Raw genomic sequence first — 16190 nt, forward strand, 5'->3', positions numbered from 1 at the left:
TACCGCTGATTGCATACTCAGCCTAACATCGCTCTGGCTTGCTCCCATATTTGTTTCAAGGCTTTGCCTTGCCCCACACCGAACTGGCCGGATAGGGTGAACGGGGCTGAGGTGAGACCGGTGAAAATCAGTCTCCTGCCCTCCACTGCATCGTCACCGTTCACGAAAGTGTAGCTCTCGCCAGGATCATAGGTCACAGGGGACCCGGTCGGCGCCCCGCCATATCGCAGGGTCAGGGCGACCGCCCCATCGACCGGTCCGGCACTTACCTCGACTCGGTCCGAACCGTTCACCAGCCAAGACCCGTCAGGACTTCTGTCCGCTCCGGAACCGATACGAAGGTCTTTGCCCGACAGACCCAAAAGACATGCATAGGAGGTGACCGGTCCATGGAAGTCAACCCGCAGGTCGAAACCGTCGGACCGTAAAGACAGCCTCAGATCGGATTCCAAGGTCATATCATCACGCCTCCGTCGATCGAAGGACATCCTGGCGAAGAACCGACCTTCGTCGGTCAGGTCGTACGAACCCTCCGGGCTCCGGAACTCGGGGTCCAGCGGCTGGTAATAGCCGCTTGTACGCCGATCATGCATGGTCCAGGTGGACTCGTGCTCCATTGCTTCCAGTTCCTGAGGACGCAGGGGGCCCAGATCGAAGAAGTTCGGGGATAACCTGAGGGCAGTCAACTGGATCAGAGGAGTGGTGAAGTCCATAATTGTCGAATTGTTGGCCAGCCCCGAAGCCACCCTCCCTGTTGTCGGGAAGTCTGAGCCGGCATATACGGAGGCGGTGGCCAGGGACCCAGGCCAGGAATCTCCTGAAAGCAAGACCCTGTCCATCCCGGTTTCCCTGTAGTGACGAACACGGACCGGACCGGCCTCCGGATCCTTCCGGGGACCTTCGGTGGCCCTGACCGGCAGGGGGCCGGCCAGTCGGGGGTCCACCAGGAGTTCGGCAAGGTGTCGGGTCGGGTCGGCCAGTTGCCGAGAGGAGAGGTCCAAAGCAAGGGAGACCACATCGGTATTGCCTTGGACCAGAGCAAGGAGCCGGGCCTGTGAGAGGAAGGGCTCCGGGTCGAAGGGCCTGTTCTGATCCTGTCGTCGTGACTGGATGGTCTCCATCAGCCCGTCGGGTCTCATCAGGGCGGCATCAGCCTCCAGGTTCGCTTCCACATAATCCAGGTAGCCGGAACGATTCAACCGCCGGGCCAGGGCTATCAGACATGGGTTTGACACATGGGCTGCGTAGTTGGGACTCCGTTCCGAATACAGGCCATCCGCCTGGATATCAATGCCTTCGGCGAGCCACTGCTCGGCCCTGGCCTTCAGATCGGTGTCCCCCAAGAAGAGATCAAGGCCAACCAGGGCACTGGCGATCTCCCACCGGTGGTTGGGAGTGTGGACCCCGCCGCGGACCATGGCCGGCGCCGTCTTGCGGGCAATGGAAAGGAGGGGTTCCCTCACCAGGGAGACAATCCTGTCCGGGCAGCCGCGCCGCTGCATAAGTTCCAGAGTCAGACACAGGTCGTTGATGGTGAAGGCGCTGTCCGGTGGGGAGACCAGATTGTCTCCGCCCGAAAAGAGACCACCTTCCAGTTGAAGGGAGACCAGGTGGTCCAGAAGACCGGACAGCACGGCAACCGTGGATTCGTCAGGTACGGTGCCCGCGGCAGCGGCCAAGGCCACAATCCCCTTGATCAGCTCCATGGTCGGTCTGTGAGTCATCCTCTCCAGGCTGGTCCGGTCCCGGTTGATCCGGTCCACCCTCCGGCGGATCAGGGCTCCGGACTGCTCGACAAGCCGATTACGATAGGAAGTATCCGACATCATTCACACCTTTCAGGTCGAGACTGGCCCGACCGCCAGCAATCAGCCCTTGAAAGCCGCATCCACATCCGAGCCGACGATGTACTTCTGGCAGAACATGAAGATCAGCACCAGAGGAATCATGGAGATGACCGATGCCGGCAGAAGGACGGACCAGTCAATCTTCTCAGCCCCAACCAGGGTGCGCAGGGCCACCTGCAGGGTGAACCGCTTGGAATCGTTCAGAATCAGCAGTGGCCAGATGTAATCGTTCCACCGCCACTGGAAGGAGAAGATGGCCAGGGTCACGATACAGGGCTTGGAGATGGGCAGCATGATCCTCAGAAAGATCTGCATCTCCGAACACCCATCCACCCGGGCCGCCTGCATCATCTCGTCCGGAACGGTCAGGAAATACTGGCGGAACATAAAAATTCCGGTAGCCGTGATGATCGAGGGGACGATGATACCGGCCAGGGAGTTGTAAAGACCTATGTCACGCACGACAATGAACGAGGGTGACATGATGACCTCGGTGGGAAGCATGGTGGTCAGAAGGATCCCGATGAAGAAGAGCCTGGTCCACCAGTAGTCGTACTTGGCGAGGGCATACCCGGTCATGGCGCTGACCATCACCGTAAGAACGGTGGTGATGATGGCCACCACGGCAGTGTTGCCGAAGTAACGGGCGAAATCAATCCTGCTCCATGCCTCGGCATATCCGGCTGTGGTCCACTTCCTAGGGAAAAAGCTCATAGGAACCGCGAACAGTTCATCTGCCCCCTTGAAGGAGGACAGAATCAGCCAGAAGACGGGGAAGGCGAAACAGATGACCAGGAACCAGAGCATGATCGTAGCCGGCCCATGGGCCTTGATCCTGGCCCAGACCGAGTTGGAGGACCTGACGGGTGCATCCTTGGCTTGACTGATGGCAGAACTCATATCAGCGGCCTCCGTTTCTCCTGTTGAGCCACATCTGAATCAGGGATACGATCACCAGGATCACCAGAAGCACCATCGAGGCCGCCGATGCGTAACCTATACGGGAGTTCGAGAATCCTGTCTCGTAGATGTACTGGACCACCAGCCTGTTGGAGGTGCCGGGACCACCGCCGTTCAGGGACTGGACCATTGCGAATTCCTTGATGCCGCCGATGGTGCCCAGCAGGACCACCATGAAAGTGGTCGGGGCAATCCCCGGCAGGGTGATGTGGACGAACCGCTGCCAGGCGTTGGCCCCATCCAACGAGGCCGCCTCGTAAAGGGACTGTTGGACGTTCTCCAGGGCCGTGATGAACAGGAGCATGTTGAAAGCCATCCCCGCCCAGACACCAGCCAGTACCAGGACCACGAAAGCCAGGTTGGAATCGGTGGCCCACCTGAGCGGGTGGCCACCGAACCCCTGAATGACCTGGTTGACGATGCCGAACCCCTCGCCGAACATCCACCTCCAGATCAGACCGGTGATGATGGGCGAGACCAACCAAGGAATGAAGAACAGGGTACGGGCCAGGGTCCGTCCGATCGCTTTCCGGTTGGTCACCAGAACCGCCGCCAGAAGGGAAAGACAGACGTTGAGGGGTACCGAGCAGATGATGTACTCAAAGGTCCTCAGGAGGGAAGACCAGAAGTCATGGTCGGCCAAGAGGGCCGAATAGTTGGACAGGCCCACAATCTTGTACTTCGACAGGCCCTTGTAGTTGGTGAATGAGTAGAAAAAGCCGATAGCGGCGGGCCAGATGAAGAAGATGAGATACAGGACAATCGCTGGTGCGATCAGGATCAGCGGGGCCGCTATCTGTCTTTTCAGCCTATTGGGATGTTGCTCCTTCGGTCTTCCTTTGGTCTTGGCCATCGCAGTTCATCGCCTCCATATTGTTCGGTCATCGAACCCGGCCCGCCAACGGGGGCCCGGCCTGGTCCGACGACCTTCAATCGTTCCGCCTCGGCGGACCGGTTACTTTTCGACCTTGTAGTACTTGGTGAAGAGCTTGTTCATGTTCTTAATGGTCGCGTCAACGTCCTGTTCGTCGGACAGATACTTGACCGTTTCCTCCTTCATGGGGTCCTGGCTGGGCAGGACCGAGCCCTTCAGAGCCAGGTCCAGCTGAGTCATGACCTGGTGGGAGAGGACAGCCTGGTCGGACTTCTTGATTTCGTCCATGTACAGCTGCATATCCTCCTGATGGTTGACATACTTCGGCGTGATTCCATTCAGGGCCGGGAGGTAGTTGCCCTGGACGCAGAAGGCCGTGTAGTTCTTCCTGGAGTAGAACCAGTCCAGGAACTTCTTGCCCGAACCACTCAGGGCCACCATGTAGTTGGTTCCCACGTTGGTGGCCCTGGTCGGGGAGGCCGGCATGATGACGCTCTTCCACTTGAAAGAGGTGATGGACTTGTTGAAGTCGGCAATCTGCCAATTGCCCGAATAGTAGGCCGCCACCTGTCCGGACTTGAACAGGGCAGAGGGGTCCTCGTTGGAGGCCCAGACGGACTTGGGCATGACCCTGTCGTCATCTATGCTCTTCAGGAACTCCAGTGCCGTCTTGGCCTTATCGTCCAGGGCCCAGGTCCCGTCCGACTTCTGCTGGACCCCCTTGGAGCCGAACTGGTATAGGAAGGAACGTTCACGGTGGCTTGAGGCATCCATCACCATGCCGTACTTGGCACCGGTGGCAGCCTGGACCTTCTTCACCGCATCGATGAACTCCTCCCAGGTCCAGGAACCGTTCGGGTCGGGGTAGGCGACACCGGCCTTGTCGAAGAGGGAGGTATTGAGGAAAAGCCCCACAGCTGTCATATCGGAGGCGATGGTCAGGATCTTCCCCTCGGGGTTCCTCTTGATCAGGTTCTTCATGGCGCCATGCTTTTCGGCTATCCCGGTCAGGTCTTCCAGCTGGTCGGTCCAGACCGGATTGACCTGAGGAACCCTTGCGACATCCGGCAGATCATTCGCCTTGGCCGCATTGGCGATCTTGGTGCTCAGATCGGCGTAAGGAACCTCCATGATGTTGACCTTGACCCCGGTGTCCTTGGTGTACTGCTTGGCTATGGTCTTGTAGGCATCGTTCTGGTCATCGGAAAATGTCAGGGTGATCTCCTTGGCGTCATCCCTGGACGCATCGCCTGAGCCGGAGCCGCCGCATGCCACCAGGGCAAAGGCAGAGACCAGAGCAAGGCCGGCGGCCGTGACCCGTTGCAGTTTCCTCGACATGGTTACCACTCCTTCGTGAATAGGGCCCCACTGCTATGTGAGGTATCAATCTGAGAATTACTATAGCATCCCAATTCGATGCCTCCGGCAGGAAGGGCGGAAATCCCTTATTTTCAAGTGTTATACCTGCGACACCGCCAAACCCATCGCAGGAGGACCCCCTCGTATATTCGTTCTGCGATTTCCTCCTCTTGTAACGGTTGACATGACCCGCAACTCTCTTTTAATATCATTCTGATAATAAATGTAGAAGTTTGGTGCCATAAACCCTGGAACCAGGTGGCAAGGTCCTACCATGAGAAAAAAACCATCATCCAAAGCATGCAGGCCATCGCACACATGAGCCGACCCGACTGAAAGGAACCTGCATGACCTCACCCTCCCGTAACGGCACATCCGTCACCACCAACCGAGCCGCCATTTTGAACCTCCTCTGCCAGGAGGATGGCATATCGCGGACCCGGATTGCAGAAATAACGGGCATCCCCCTGCCGACCGTCCACCGTCTCTGCGCCCAGCTCAAGCAGGACGGGATGCTGCTGGAGACTCGCGAGAACAAGGAGGGGCCGGGTCGCCCCGTCCACCTACTCCACTTCAATGCACGTTTCCGGGCGGTGCTGTCCATCAACGTCAGAGGAACCGTCATCGACGGGGCCGTCATGAGTCTGAATGATCGGATCCTCCATGAGGAACACCTCCCATACAACCCCGATCCGGGGGTAGGGGGGGAGACCGAAAGCTACATCCGCCACATCATCTCCATGGTGGAGGGACTCCGCAGATGGGCCAACGACCAGGGTATACCCTGCAATGGCATCGGGGTCGGAGTGCCCGGAATCGTCCAGGAAAACGGACTGGTGACCGCTGCCAGCGAACTCAAATGGAATGAGGTCCCCCTACAGGCCATACTGAACACCGCCTTCGAAGACGATGTCCTGATCGAGAACAACGCCAACGCCTCCGCCTACGGGGAGTCCCTGGCTGGTGCCGGGGCCGGGAAGAACCCCGTCGTGGGGTACACGATGCGGCACTTCGGAGTGGGCGCGGGCATCATCATGGACGGCCGGATCCTGCGTGGGCACCATGGCATGGCCGGTGAGATGGGGTACACCCTGACCGGCCGTGAATCCCTGAGCAGGTACTACACCTACGGAGGCGACCTGGAGTGGCGAATATCCCGAATCAGTGCTTTGGAAGGAAGGGCCGGCAGCGAAGAGAGGGAGTACCTGTATGATCTCATTGCCCTGTCCATCAGCAACATATGTCTGGTGGTAGACCCCGAAATCATCGTCATGGATATCCACAGTCCTCTGCCCGTCGAGGAACTTCTGCAGGGAGTAAACAAACGTCTGGTCGGGCGCATACCCCATCTGCCGGGCATCGTCACCACCGAGCTGGGGCATCGCGCTTCGGTGATCGGAATCGGCGAGCTAATCGGACAGAGGGTCCGCAGTAAGGTCTTCCATGATTGAAAGCGGGTCAACGCCACCGAAGCATACCGAAGAGTCGGCACCCCCCCGGGTCCCCGCCGGAGCTACCATCTTGGGGGTCGATGTTGGCGGCACCAAGACCCGTATCGACCTGGTCGGCCGAAACGGGCATCATTCCCGCCTTATCCCCTCCCAAGCCTGGCGGAAGGAGGCCGACACGGTCAGGTCGGCCGACATGATAAGTCTGGCGGACCAGATTCGCGGCTTTCTGTCGGACTGCGATGGCAGACCCGATACAGACCAAGGAACAACTGCCCTCTGTCTGGGTCTGCATGGGGCCGACTCCCCCAGACAACTCAGCCTGGCGGACAGAACCCTCGGTGCCAACCTGCCCGGCTGGCGTCTCAGGGTGGTCAACGACGCGGAGCTGCTGGGACCCGCAGCAGGCATCGACCGGGCCCTGAACCTGGTGGTGGGGACCGGAACCGTGGCAGTGGGCAGGTCCGCAGGCGACTCCCTCCTTCGGGCCGATGGGTACGGCTACGGCTGGTTGCTCAGCGATTTCGGCAGTGCACCTGCCCTTGTGCGCGAGGCCGTCAGGGAGATCATCCGGTACAGCACCGTCCATGGCGAGCAGGCCGCCATGGAGGACCCCTTCACCCAGGACCTGCTGACCCGACTGGAGGCCCATGACCTGTACCAGCTGACTGTGGCTTTCGGCTCCCTGGCCGGTGAAAAGGCGTGGGGTGACATGGCCCCCCTCTTTTTCTCCTCCCTGAAGTCCGGTTCAGCCATCGCCGACCGGACCCTCGACCAGGCCGTAGAGCGTCTCGGACAGTCCATATCCTCGATCGTCTCCAGGGGAGCCCAGGGTGATCAAGTGGTGGCGGCCGGGGGAGTCATCACCCACCAACCGGTTATGGCCGAACGTTTGTCCAATCTCCTGGACGAGTGCAGCCCCAGGCCGCTCCATCTGTGCCTTCTGAAGAACCCACCGGCTCTGGGGGCTCTTCGAATGGCCAGGGACCTTTTATTCGACGGGGCCTGACCCAGTCCGGGCGAGGCCGAATCCTGCGAATTATGATATATGCCATACAGGCCAATCAAAGAGGAAGGCATCATGAGTCAGAATCCATCGACCCCACTGGAATATGCCGAGGCGGCAGTCGACACCATGCGACGTCGATTCCCGGTGGCACGTGACCTACCGCCCACGCAGCATTTCCATTATCATCAGGGCGTGTTCCTGTCCGGCGTCTACCAGACCTACCTTTTGAACAGGAACGAGGAGTACCTACAGTACGTCAAGGACTGGGTAGATTCCAACATAGGCCCGCGGGGCGAAGTGTTGAACCACGACCAGATCTGCCTGGACGACATCCAGCCGGGCATACTCCTGTTCCCTCTCCTGGAACTGACCGACGACCCACGCTATAGGAACGCGCTGGACCAGTTGGCAGGAGAACTGCGCTTCTTCCCGAAGAACGACGAGGGCGGCTTCTGGCACAAGCAACGAGTGGCCGGCCAGATGTGGCTGGACGGGCTCTACATGGGTGGTCCCTTCATGACCGGATACGGAACCCGCTTCAACGATCCGGACCTAGTAAACAACGCCATCGGTCAGGCACTCCTCATGCAGGAGAAGACCCGGGTGCCGGAGGTCGGCCTCTGGCGACATGCCTACGACCCCTCCCACAAGGCCGACTGGGCCGACCCGGAGACCGGGCTCTCACCGGAATTCTGGGGCAGGTCAGTGGGATGGGTACCCGTGGCCATACTGGACGAGCTTGATGCCATTGACCGGGATCATCCGGCTCGCCCAGCTTTGGTGGACCTGGTCAGAAACCTCCTGACAGCGGTCTGCAACTACCAGGGACCCGATGGACGCTGGTGGCAGGTCCTGGACAAGGTCGGCCAGAAGGGCAACTGGCCCGAGAACTCCTGCACCTGCCTCTTTGTGACCGCCCTGGCCAGGGCGGTCAGGACCCGCATCTTGGACAAGACCTACCTCGAAGCCGCCAGAAAGGGCTATCAGGGGGTGATCCGTAGCCTGACCTGGAAAGGAGATGATCTGGAGGTTGGGCAGGTCTGCATCGGCACCGGTGTGGGCGATTACCGCCACTATTGCGAGCGCCCCACCAGCACTAATGACTTGCATGGCGTCGGGGCCTTCCTGCTCATGTGCACCCGAATGCAGCAGGTTCTGCCCGTGACAGGTCAATGAAAGATAATGCCCGAACTTGTCCGGCCCGATAAATTCATAGGTGAGGAATACACAGCCAGACCGGACAGACCCAGGCCGAGCGCCCCCGGGCGCCGACCAGCACAGGACCCAGGGAGGATCCATGGAAAAGACATCGTCGTCACCGTTGGAATACGCGCAGGCAGCTATCGACACTCTTCGAAGGAGGTATCCAGATCCTGCAGCCCTGCCGCCCATCCAGCATTTCCATTATCATCAGGGCGTTCTTCTGTCCGGGGTGCACCAGACCTTCCTGCTCAACAAGGATGAATCCTATCTGGACTACATCCGGACATGGGTCGAGTCCAACATGGACGAAGAGGGCCATGTGCTCAACCACGACCCGGTCAGCCTGGATGACATTCAGCCGGGCATCCTCCTCTTCCCTCTCTATGACCACTTCGGAGACCCCCGTTACAAGACCGGCCTGGACCAACTGGCCGGCGAGCTTGAGAACTACCCGAAGAACGATGAGGGCGGACTCTGGCACAATGACGGGGCACCGCGGCAGATGTGGCTGGACGGACTCTACATGGGCGGCCCCATCATGGTGGAATACGGAACCCGTTTCGGACAGCCGGACCTGGTCAACGAAGCAGTCACCCAGGCCCTCCTTATGCAGGAGAAGACCCGCATACCCGAGACCGGACTCTGGAGACACGCCTATGACCCCGACCGGACGGAACCCTGGGCCGACCCTGTGACCGGTCTCTCCCCCGAATACTGGGGACGGTCCGTCGGATGGGTGCCCATGGCGGTGACGAATGAGTTGGAACTGCTTCCCGATGACCACCCGGGCCGTGAAGACCTGCGGAAGCTGGTCCGTGATCTCCTGACCGCCGTCTGCCGACATCAAGGGCCAGACGGACGCTGGTGGCAGGTCCTGGACAAGGTCGGCCAGGAGGGCAACTGGCCCGAGAACTCCTGCACCTGCCTTTTCGTGGCCTCCATCTGCAAGGCCGTCGACCAGGGCATCCTGGACGAGACCTACCTGGAGGCGGCGCGCAAGGGGTATGGGGGAGTCATCAAGAGCCTCACCCGGCAGGGTGATGACCTCCTCATCAGCGACATCTGCGTTGGTACGGGCCCCGGCAGTTATGAGGAATACTGCCAGCGCCCCACCAGCATCAATGACATGCACGGGCTCGGGGCATTGCTGTTCATGTGTGCAGAAATGGAAGGCGTCCGGGGCTAGCAACATGCTCGCTCAGGAACATCTAGTCATCCAGGGAGGGGACGGTTGCCGAATCCAGGGCTTCCGGCTCCTCTTTCTGTATATCCTCCGTGTCTTCCTCGATGTCCTGATCGTCGAATACCTTGCGACCGTTGTAGAGGTCCAGGTCCAGTTCGTTTTCGGTCCTTGCCACGATGACGGCCGTGTTGGCGGCCCCGGCCACGTTGACCAGGGTACGGCCCATGTCGACCAGTTGGGAGATGGGCTGCATGATGGCGATGAAGGGAACCGGCAGACCCGCCGCCGTGAAGAGGGAGGTGGCGGTGATCGTGGCCGTGCCGGGTACGCCCACGGTCCCCACCGAAACCACCAGGGCGAAGACGATCAGGAGTGCGAAGCGCAGGAAGGAGTATGACCCTCCCTGGGCATTGATTGCGAAGACCGCCAGGAGGACGGGCCAGAGACCGGCGCATCCGGGCATGCCCAGGTTGGCTCCCAGACTGGCCACGAAGGAGGCCGTCTCCTCGGGAACGCCGGCGGAGCGCAACTGGCGAACCGTGACCGGGATGGTGCCGATGCTGCTCTCGGAGGTGAAGGCCACCACTCCCGCCGGCCAGAGGGAACGGAAGAAGGGCAGGGGGTTGATCCGGCCGACCAGGGCCAGGATCAGGGGCTGGGCCAGGAAGAGTTGTATGGCCAGACCCAGGTAGGCCACCAGGAGAACACTCAGGAGGGGCAGGAGACTCTTCGGGCTGCTGCGACCGATGGCGGCCGCAATCAGGGAGAGGACGGCGTAGGGGGTGAAGCCGACGACGATCTGGGTGGCCTTGGAGAGGACCACGTTGCCGGCCTCGACGAAGGCCTTGAAGGGTGCCACACTCTGCTCGCCGCGCGGGGTGGTGGCCGCCTTGTTCAAGGCGACCGCCAGGAGGATGGCGAAGATCACGACCGGGATGACCTGGTTGTGGGCCCAGTTGTCGGCCAGATTCGAGGGGAAGAGCCCGACCAGGGTATCGACCACGCCAGGCACCGCGTGGGGCTTGACCCCCGTGGGCAGGGCCTGGTCAAACCCCTTGCCCACCTGGAAGAGCAACCCCAGGACCAGGGCGATCACAGCGGCCGTGAAGGTGTTGACCAGAAGAAGGACGACGGTTCTCAGGCTGATGTTCCCCAGTCTGCCGGACCCGCCAATCCGACCGATGCCGGCGATGATGCTGAAGAGAAGGAGGGGCACCACAATGGCCGATATGGCCTTGGACCATACGCTACCGAAGGCCCCCACGTAGGTGGTATGGCCTGAGAAGCCCACCCCCACCAGGATCCCCGACACCGTTGCTATGATGACCCGCCAACTGAAGTTGACCCTGGTTTTCCTGCTCAGCAGGGCCAGCCCCGCAAAAAGGACGACGACCACTATCAGGGCCGCCCAATCCCAACTCGTCTCCGACATCGCGCCTCCTCCTCAACCTCTCCGTCCAGGGGCCGATCGACCCAAGGTCAGGGTTCAATCTAGCAGGGAAAGAGCGGGAAGTCACCGGTTTCCGTTGGAACGGATATATCGGTTGCTTATGGATCGCTATTGTGGCGCTATTGTGGGCCGATTTCGCCCACCAGCCGCGTCACCGACGACGGCCTACCACTAGGAACCAAATGGCTCATGAACGGTTCGAGGACTGTTCAGGAACGGACCAGACGGGCGATGGCCTCGGAGGCCTCCTCCATCTTCTCGTCGGCCTCCTCACCACCCTTGGCGGCGGCCTGGCGAACGCAGTGGTTCATGTGGTCGTCCAGCAGGGTGAGGGCCACCGACTTCAGAGCGCTGGTGGAGGCGGCGATCTGGGTGAGGATGTCGATGCAGTAGGTATCGGATTCGACCATCTGCTCGATGGCCCTGACCTGACCCTCGACACGCCGGAGTCGTGTGATGGTCCTCTTCTTGTCGCTGGCATATCCGGGCAATGTCCACTCCATTTCTGGTCGGCCCACGGCCTGTAAGGCGGGAACCGGGGGTTGGCCCGGGCCCCATCCGGCCCCTCCGAGGGGACGAATTCATGAAGCCATTGGTTGAAATCCACTTCCAGTATACCCCCCGGGGGTATGATGGAAACAAACCATTCCGAAAGGGTGATTCCATGAGCAGCATCCTGGTCCTCATCGCGGCCCTGGCCATCACAGCCGGCATCATCTGGTACTTCTTCGCGCCCAAGGAAGCCACCCGGGCCAAGGAGGAGGACGGAATCCAGACAGTCCGGATCACGGTCAAGGGCGGATACAGCCCCCAGTTGATCCAGGTCCGGGCCGGAAGTCCGGTCAGGCTGGTCTTCGACCGGCAGGAAAGCGGGGAGTGCTCCTCCCACGTGGTCTTCAACGATTTCAACATCGACAAGACCCTGCCCGCCTTCCAGACCTCGACCATCCAGCTGACCCCACCCAAGGCCGGGGACTACCCCTTCGCCTGCGGAATGAACATGCTCCACGGGATGCTCCGGGCGACCGATGGCCCGGAGACCTCCGGTGCCGGGAACACCGGCCAGGCCAAGGAGACCCAGGCAGAACCCGGGCAGGGGCAAACCAGCCGGTCGCAATCCGACCAGACCCTGACCATGCAACCACGAAACGAGCGAGGGACCGGCCCGAACAAGGGCGGCAGCGATCAGGATGAGGCGGACCAGGAGCGCACAGCCGAGATTCGTGATCTGACACGGCGGTTCATCGTGGCCCTGGTCTTCACCCTCCCGGTCTTCATCCCGGCCATGTTCGGCATGTTCATCCCCATGCCCCACATCCTGATGAACCCCTGGGTCCAGCTGATCCTGATCCTGCCCGTCATGTTCTATTCGGGATGGCCCATCCACCGCACCGGATGGCTGGCCCTGGCACACCGGACCCCCGAGATGAACTCCCTGGTGGCCCTGGGCACGGCCACGGCCTTTTTTTACTCCCTGGTGGTCACCGTGGCCCCCAACCTCCTCCCCGAGGGCAGCCGTGAGCCTTACTACGAGGCCGTGGGCACCATCATCACCCTGATGATCCTTGGACAGATCCTGGAGGCGCGCGCCCGGCGCGGCACCGGAGATGCCATCCGCGCCCTGATCGGGTTGAGACCCAAGACCGCCACCGTACTCAGGACGGACCAGGACGGCAGGGAGACCACCCAGGAAATCGCCGTCGACGATGTGGTCGTCGGGGACCTCATCCAGGTTCACCCGGGCGAAAAGCTGCCGGTGGACGGCCAGGTCATCTCGGGTTCCTCCTCGGTGGACGAGTCCATGGTGACCGGCGAACCCATGCCGGTCCTCAAGCAGGAGGGCGACTCTTTGGTCGGTGCCACGGTCAACGGAACGGGTTCCCTGCGCTACAGGGCCACCCAGGTCGGACAGGACACGGTCCTGGCCCAGATCATCCGCCTGGTCAAGACGGCCCAGACCTCCAAGGCCCCCATTCAGAAACTGGCAGACCGGATATCGTCCATCTTCATCCCCGGGGTCATCCTGGTGGCCATCTGGACCTTTGTGGCCTGGTGGATCTTCGGCCCCATGCCCCGGGGGGTCTATGGCATCGTGGCGGCGGTGTCCGTCCTGGTCATCGCCTGCCCCTGCGCCCTGGGCCTGGCGACCCCCCTCTCCGTGACGATAGGAACCGGACGCGGGGCCCGGGCCGGCGTACTCTACCGGTCCGCGGAGGCCCTCCAGGGGGCGCATGACGTCGACACCGTCGTTCTCGACAAGACCGGCACCATCACCCAGGGCAGGCCCGAACTGGCCGATGCCATGACCGTATCGGGATTGGACCGGAACCTCTTGATCAGGGCGGCCGCGAGCGCCGAAAGCGATTCCGAACACCCCCTGGCCCAGGCCATCGTCCAAGCCGCCCAGGACCGGAACCTGGAGCTGGTCCCGACGACCGGCTTCGACTCGGCGACCGGCGCGGGCATCGATGCGACCTTCCCCTCAGGCTCCTTCCGGGTGCAGAAACCGGCAGGCGGGGAAACCCAGCGGGGCGGGCAACATGTTCTGGTCGGCAACCGCAGACTCCTCGAAAGCAGGGAGATCGACCTGTCGGACCAGGAGTCCGGCCGGTCTGGCGCGGAATCCCTCCTGGGCACCGCCCGGGGATGGGAGGACCAGGGCCGCACGACCATCTTCGTGGCCATCGATGGCGGACCGGCCGGGGTCCTGGCCGTGACCGACCAGGTCAAGCCCGGTTCCAAGCAGGCCATCCATGACCTGAACGAGCGCAGGATCGAGACGATCATGCTGACCGGCGACAACCAGGGCACCGCCGAACAGGTGGGGGGCCAGGTGGGGGTCACCCGTGTGGTGGCGCAGATCCATCCCGAGGACAAGGCGAGCATCGTCAGGGCCCTCCAGGCCCAGGGGCACAAGGTGGCCATGATCGGTGACGGTATCAACGACGCCCCGGCCCTGGCCCAGGCCGACCTGGGCATGGCCATCGGCACCGGCACGGACGTGGCCATCGAGTCGGCCGACGTGACCCTGGTCTCGGGCGACCTGAACGCGGCGGTCAAGGCCATCGACCTCTCCGCGGCCACCATGCGCAACATCCACCAGAACCTCTGGTTCGCATTCGGGTACAACGGCCTGGGCATCCCCATCGCCGCCGGACTCCTCTACCCCTTCATCGGTCTCCTCCTCAATCCGATGATCGCCGGGGCTGCCATGGCCTTCTCCTCCCTGTCGGTGGTCCTCAACGCCAACCGGCTCCGTCACACCCCGCTCAGGGCCAGGCCGGTCAAGGACCCCAAACCCATCGACATGGACGCCCTGACCGCGGGCACCGGCACTTCCAACCATCAAGAACACAACCAAGGGAAAGGACAGAAGATGGGACTCTTCCATCATCACGACAAGCAGCAGGACCAGGCAGCCAAGGTGACCGACCCGGTCTGCGGAATGAGCATCGATCCGACCACGGCCGCAGCCAAGCGCGACTACCATGGCAAGACCTACTACTTCTGCTCGCAGAACTGCGTCGACACCTTCGACAAGGACCCGGAGCAGGTCCTGAACAAGTGAGCGGACCAAGATAGTCGAATCAGGGTCCAGCACACCTGCAACCAGGGTCCGCCCGCCCCTGAGACCTCCGTTGTTGGGTTTCGGGGGCGGGCGGACCCTGTTCGACCCGGGCCAGGGCAGGCTACCGCCGTATGGCGGACTACCCCTCCCTATCCAGCTGATAGGGCTCCTCCAGGAAGGTGAAGACGCGCTCCAGGTAGGGACCAAGAACCGCATTGGGCATCTGGTACAGCTCATGCATGCTGTTGGGGACCTTGACCAGATCGGCCTGGCAACCCCCATCGCGCACCTGGGCCACGAACCGGTCCTGGGGCGCAGACAGGACGAACCTGTCGTTCTGGGCCTGGAAGACCAGGACGGGAGACTCCACCCGGCTGCACTGGCCGGGCCGCAGGATGGCCCGACTCAGTTCCATGCTCTCCCTGACCCACCCGAAGGTGGCGGCGCTGGTCTGAAAGCGGACCTGGTCACGCCGTTGCCGCTGGGACCAAGCCACCCTTGCCCGGCTGCCATGGGGGTAGTTGTCCATGTTCACCTCCGGCCGGAAAGGGCCGAACCCGGGTGCCATCCTTTTCCCCTGCCCCAGCAGGCAGGCTCCGTCGACGGTGGTCCAGGCCACCAGGGGCATGAACCCGGTCCGGGGGGCGATCATCGGCGAGGAGAGGACGGCCTTGTCGATCAGGGTGGTGAAACGCTCCAGGAGCCGGGCCCCCACCCCGCCGCCCATGGAGTGGGCATAGAGGGCCAGGGGCCGGTCACCGGCATAGGACTGGCCCACCTGGAAGCAGAAGGACGCCAGGTCGGCCACATAGCGTTGCCAGTGGTCCACCCAGACCAGGCTCGGGTCGGACACTCCCCGTCCGGAGAACCCATGACCCCAGTGCTCAAGGATGCAGACCGAATAACCCTGCATGAGAAAGTACCAGGTCATCTCCTGATACTTGTCTGCGAATTCCGAGAACCCGAAGGAGATGACCACGGCCCCCCGACAACAGGCCTGGCAGGGCTCGGACGCCTTGTCCTGGAACTCGGTGCGGTCATAGCAGACATAATGGAGAAGGTCATTGGAATCGAAACGCTCCCTATCGGCATCATCCACCAGGACACCACCCTTGCCTCGGGCTCCGTGTGAGGTCATCCACCCCTCATGACGGCAGACGGCCAGATCGGGCAGGACGATGTCCTGCATGATCTGGTCGTACCGTTCCTCGTCAATCAGCTCAACGGTCATGACTCAACCCTATATCAGCTTGTCCGGTACGGAAGGGGCCACGTCCATGGGCGGAAAA

12 protein-coding genes are annotated in these 16190 nt (G+C 61.7%); 5 read left to right on the top strand and 7 right to left on the bottom strand.

Going from position 1 to position 16190, the window contains the following annotated elements; genetic code table 11:
* Positions 1-17 precede the first annotated feature (17 nt).
* The 4 genes from AACP59_RS07700 to AACP59_RS07715 form a co-directional block, all read right to left on the bottom strand.
* Positions 18-1829, bottom strand: coding sequence for a hypothetical protein (locus tag AACP59_RS07700; RefSeq protein ID WP_339350783.1), 1812 nt, complete (start codon positions 1827-1829; stop codon positions 18-20).
* 39 nt (positions 1830-1868) lie between these two features.
* Positions 1869-2747, bottom strand: coding sequence for a carbohydrate ABC transporter permease (locus tag AACP59_RS07705; RefSeq protein WP_297316519.1), 879 nt, complete (start codon positions 2745-2747; stop codon positions 1869-1871).
* A 1-nt stretch (position 2748) separates the two neighbouring features.
* Positions 2749-3660, bottom strand: coding sequence for a carbohydrate ABC transporter permease (locus AACP59_RS07710; RefSeq protein ID WP_297316518.1), 912 nt, complete (start codon positions 3658-3660; stop codon positions 2749-2751).
* Positions 3661-3762: 102 nt separating this feature from the next.
* The gene (locus AACP59_RS07715) at positions 3763-5019 is read right to left on the bottom strand and encodes an ABC transporter substrate-binding protein (protein WP_339350781.1); all 1257 of its coding nucleotides are present in this window, start codon (positions 5017-5019) and stop codon (positions 3763-3765) included.
* A 368-nt stretch (positions 5020-5387) separates the two neighbouring features.
* On the opposite strand from AACP59_RS07715, the gene AACP59_RS07720 reads away from it, so the two are divergent.
* The 4 genes from AACP59_RS07720 to AACP59_RS07735 all read left to right on the top strand — a co-directional run bounded on the left by AACP59_RS07720 (position 5388) and on the right by AACP59_RS07735 (position 9886).
* Positions 5388-6491: an ROK family transcriptional regulator gene (locus AACP59_RS07720; protein WP_339350779.1), complete on the top strand. Its 1104-nt coding sequence runs from the start codon at positions 5388-5390 to the stop codon at positions 6489-6491.
* Between the two features lie 70 nt (positions 6492-6561).
* Positions 6562-7497, top strand: a complete 936-nt coding sequence (locus tag AACP59_RS07725; protein WP_339351224.1) for a sugar kinase — start codon at positions 6562-6564, stop codon at positions 7495-7497.
* 72 nt (positions 7498-7569) lie between these two features.
* Positions 7570-8673: a glycoside hydrolase family 88/105 protein gene (locus tag AACP59_RS07730; protein ID WP_297316514.1), complete on the top strand. Its 1104-nt coding sequence runs from the start codon at positions 7570-7572 to the stop codon at positions 8671-8673.
* A 121-nt stretch (positions 8674-8794) separates the two neighbouring features.
* Positions 8795-9886 carry a glycoside hydrolase family 88/105 protein gene (locus AACP59_RS07735; protein WP_339350777.1) on the top strand — a complete coding sequence of 364 codons (1092 nt, stop codon included), beginning with the start codon at positions 8795-8797 and terminating at the stop codon, positions 9884-9886.
* Positions 9887-9908: 22 nt separating this feature from the next.
* On the opposite strand, the gene AACP59_RS07740 is transcribed toward AACP59_RS07735, so the two are convergent.
* Both AACP59_RS07740 and AACP59_RS07745 read right to left on the bottom strand, forming a co-directional pair.
* A complete protein-coding gene (locus tag AACP59_RS07740) occupies positions 9909-11315 on the bottom strand; it encodes a dicarboxylate/amino acid:cation symporter (RefSeq protein WP_297316512.1) in 1407 nt (468 codons plus the stop codon).
* Positions 11316-11542: 227 nt separating this feature from the next.
* Complete coding sequence (locus tag AACP59_RS07745; RefSeq protein ID WP_297316511.1) at positions 11543-11824, bottom strand: metal-sensitive transcriptional regulator; 282 nt, start codon at positions 11822-11824, stop codon at positions 11543-11545.
* Between the two features lie 173 nt (positions 11825-11997).
* Here AACP59_RS07745 and AACP59_RS07750 point away from each other — a divergent pair, with 173 nt between their 5' ends.
* A complete protein-coding gene (locus AACP59_RS07750; RefSeq protein ID WP_339350775.1) occupies positions 11998-14901 on the top strand; it encodes a heavy metal translocating P-type ATPase in 2904 nt (967 codons plus the stop codon).
* A 139-nt stretch (positions 14902-15040) separates the two neighbouring features.
* Here the strand turns inward: AACP59_RS07750 and AACP59_RS07755 are convergent, their stop codons facing one another.
* Positions 15041-16132, bottom strand: a complete 1092-nt coding sequence (locus tag AACP59_RS07755) for an alpha/beta fold hydrolase (protein WP_297316509.1) — start codon at positions 16130-16132, stop codon at positions 15041-15043.
* Positions 16133-16190: the final 58 nt, after the last annotated feature.

It is taken from the genome of Bifidobacterium indicum (assembly GCF_036987015.1).
In the GTDB taxonomy this organism is placed as follows: Bacteria; Actinomycetota; Actinomycetes; order Actinomycetales; family Bifidobacteriaceae; genus Bombiscardovia; species Bombiscardovia indica.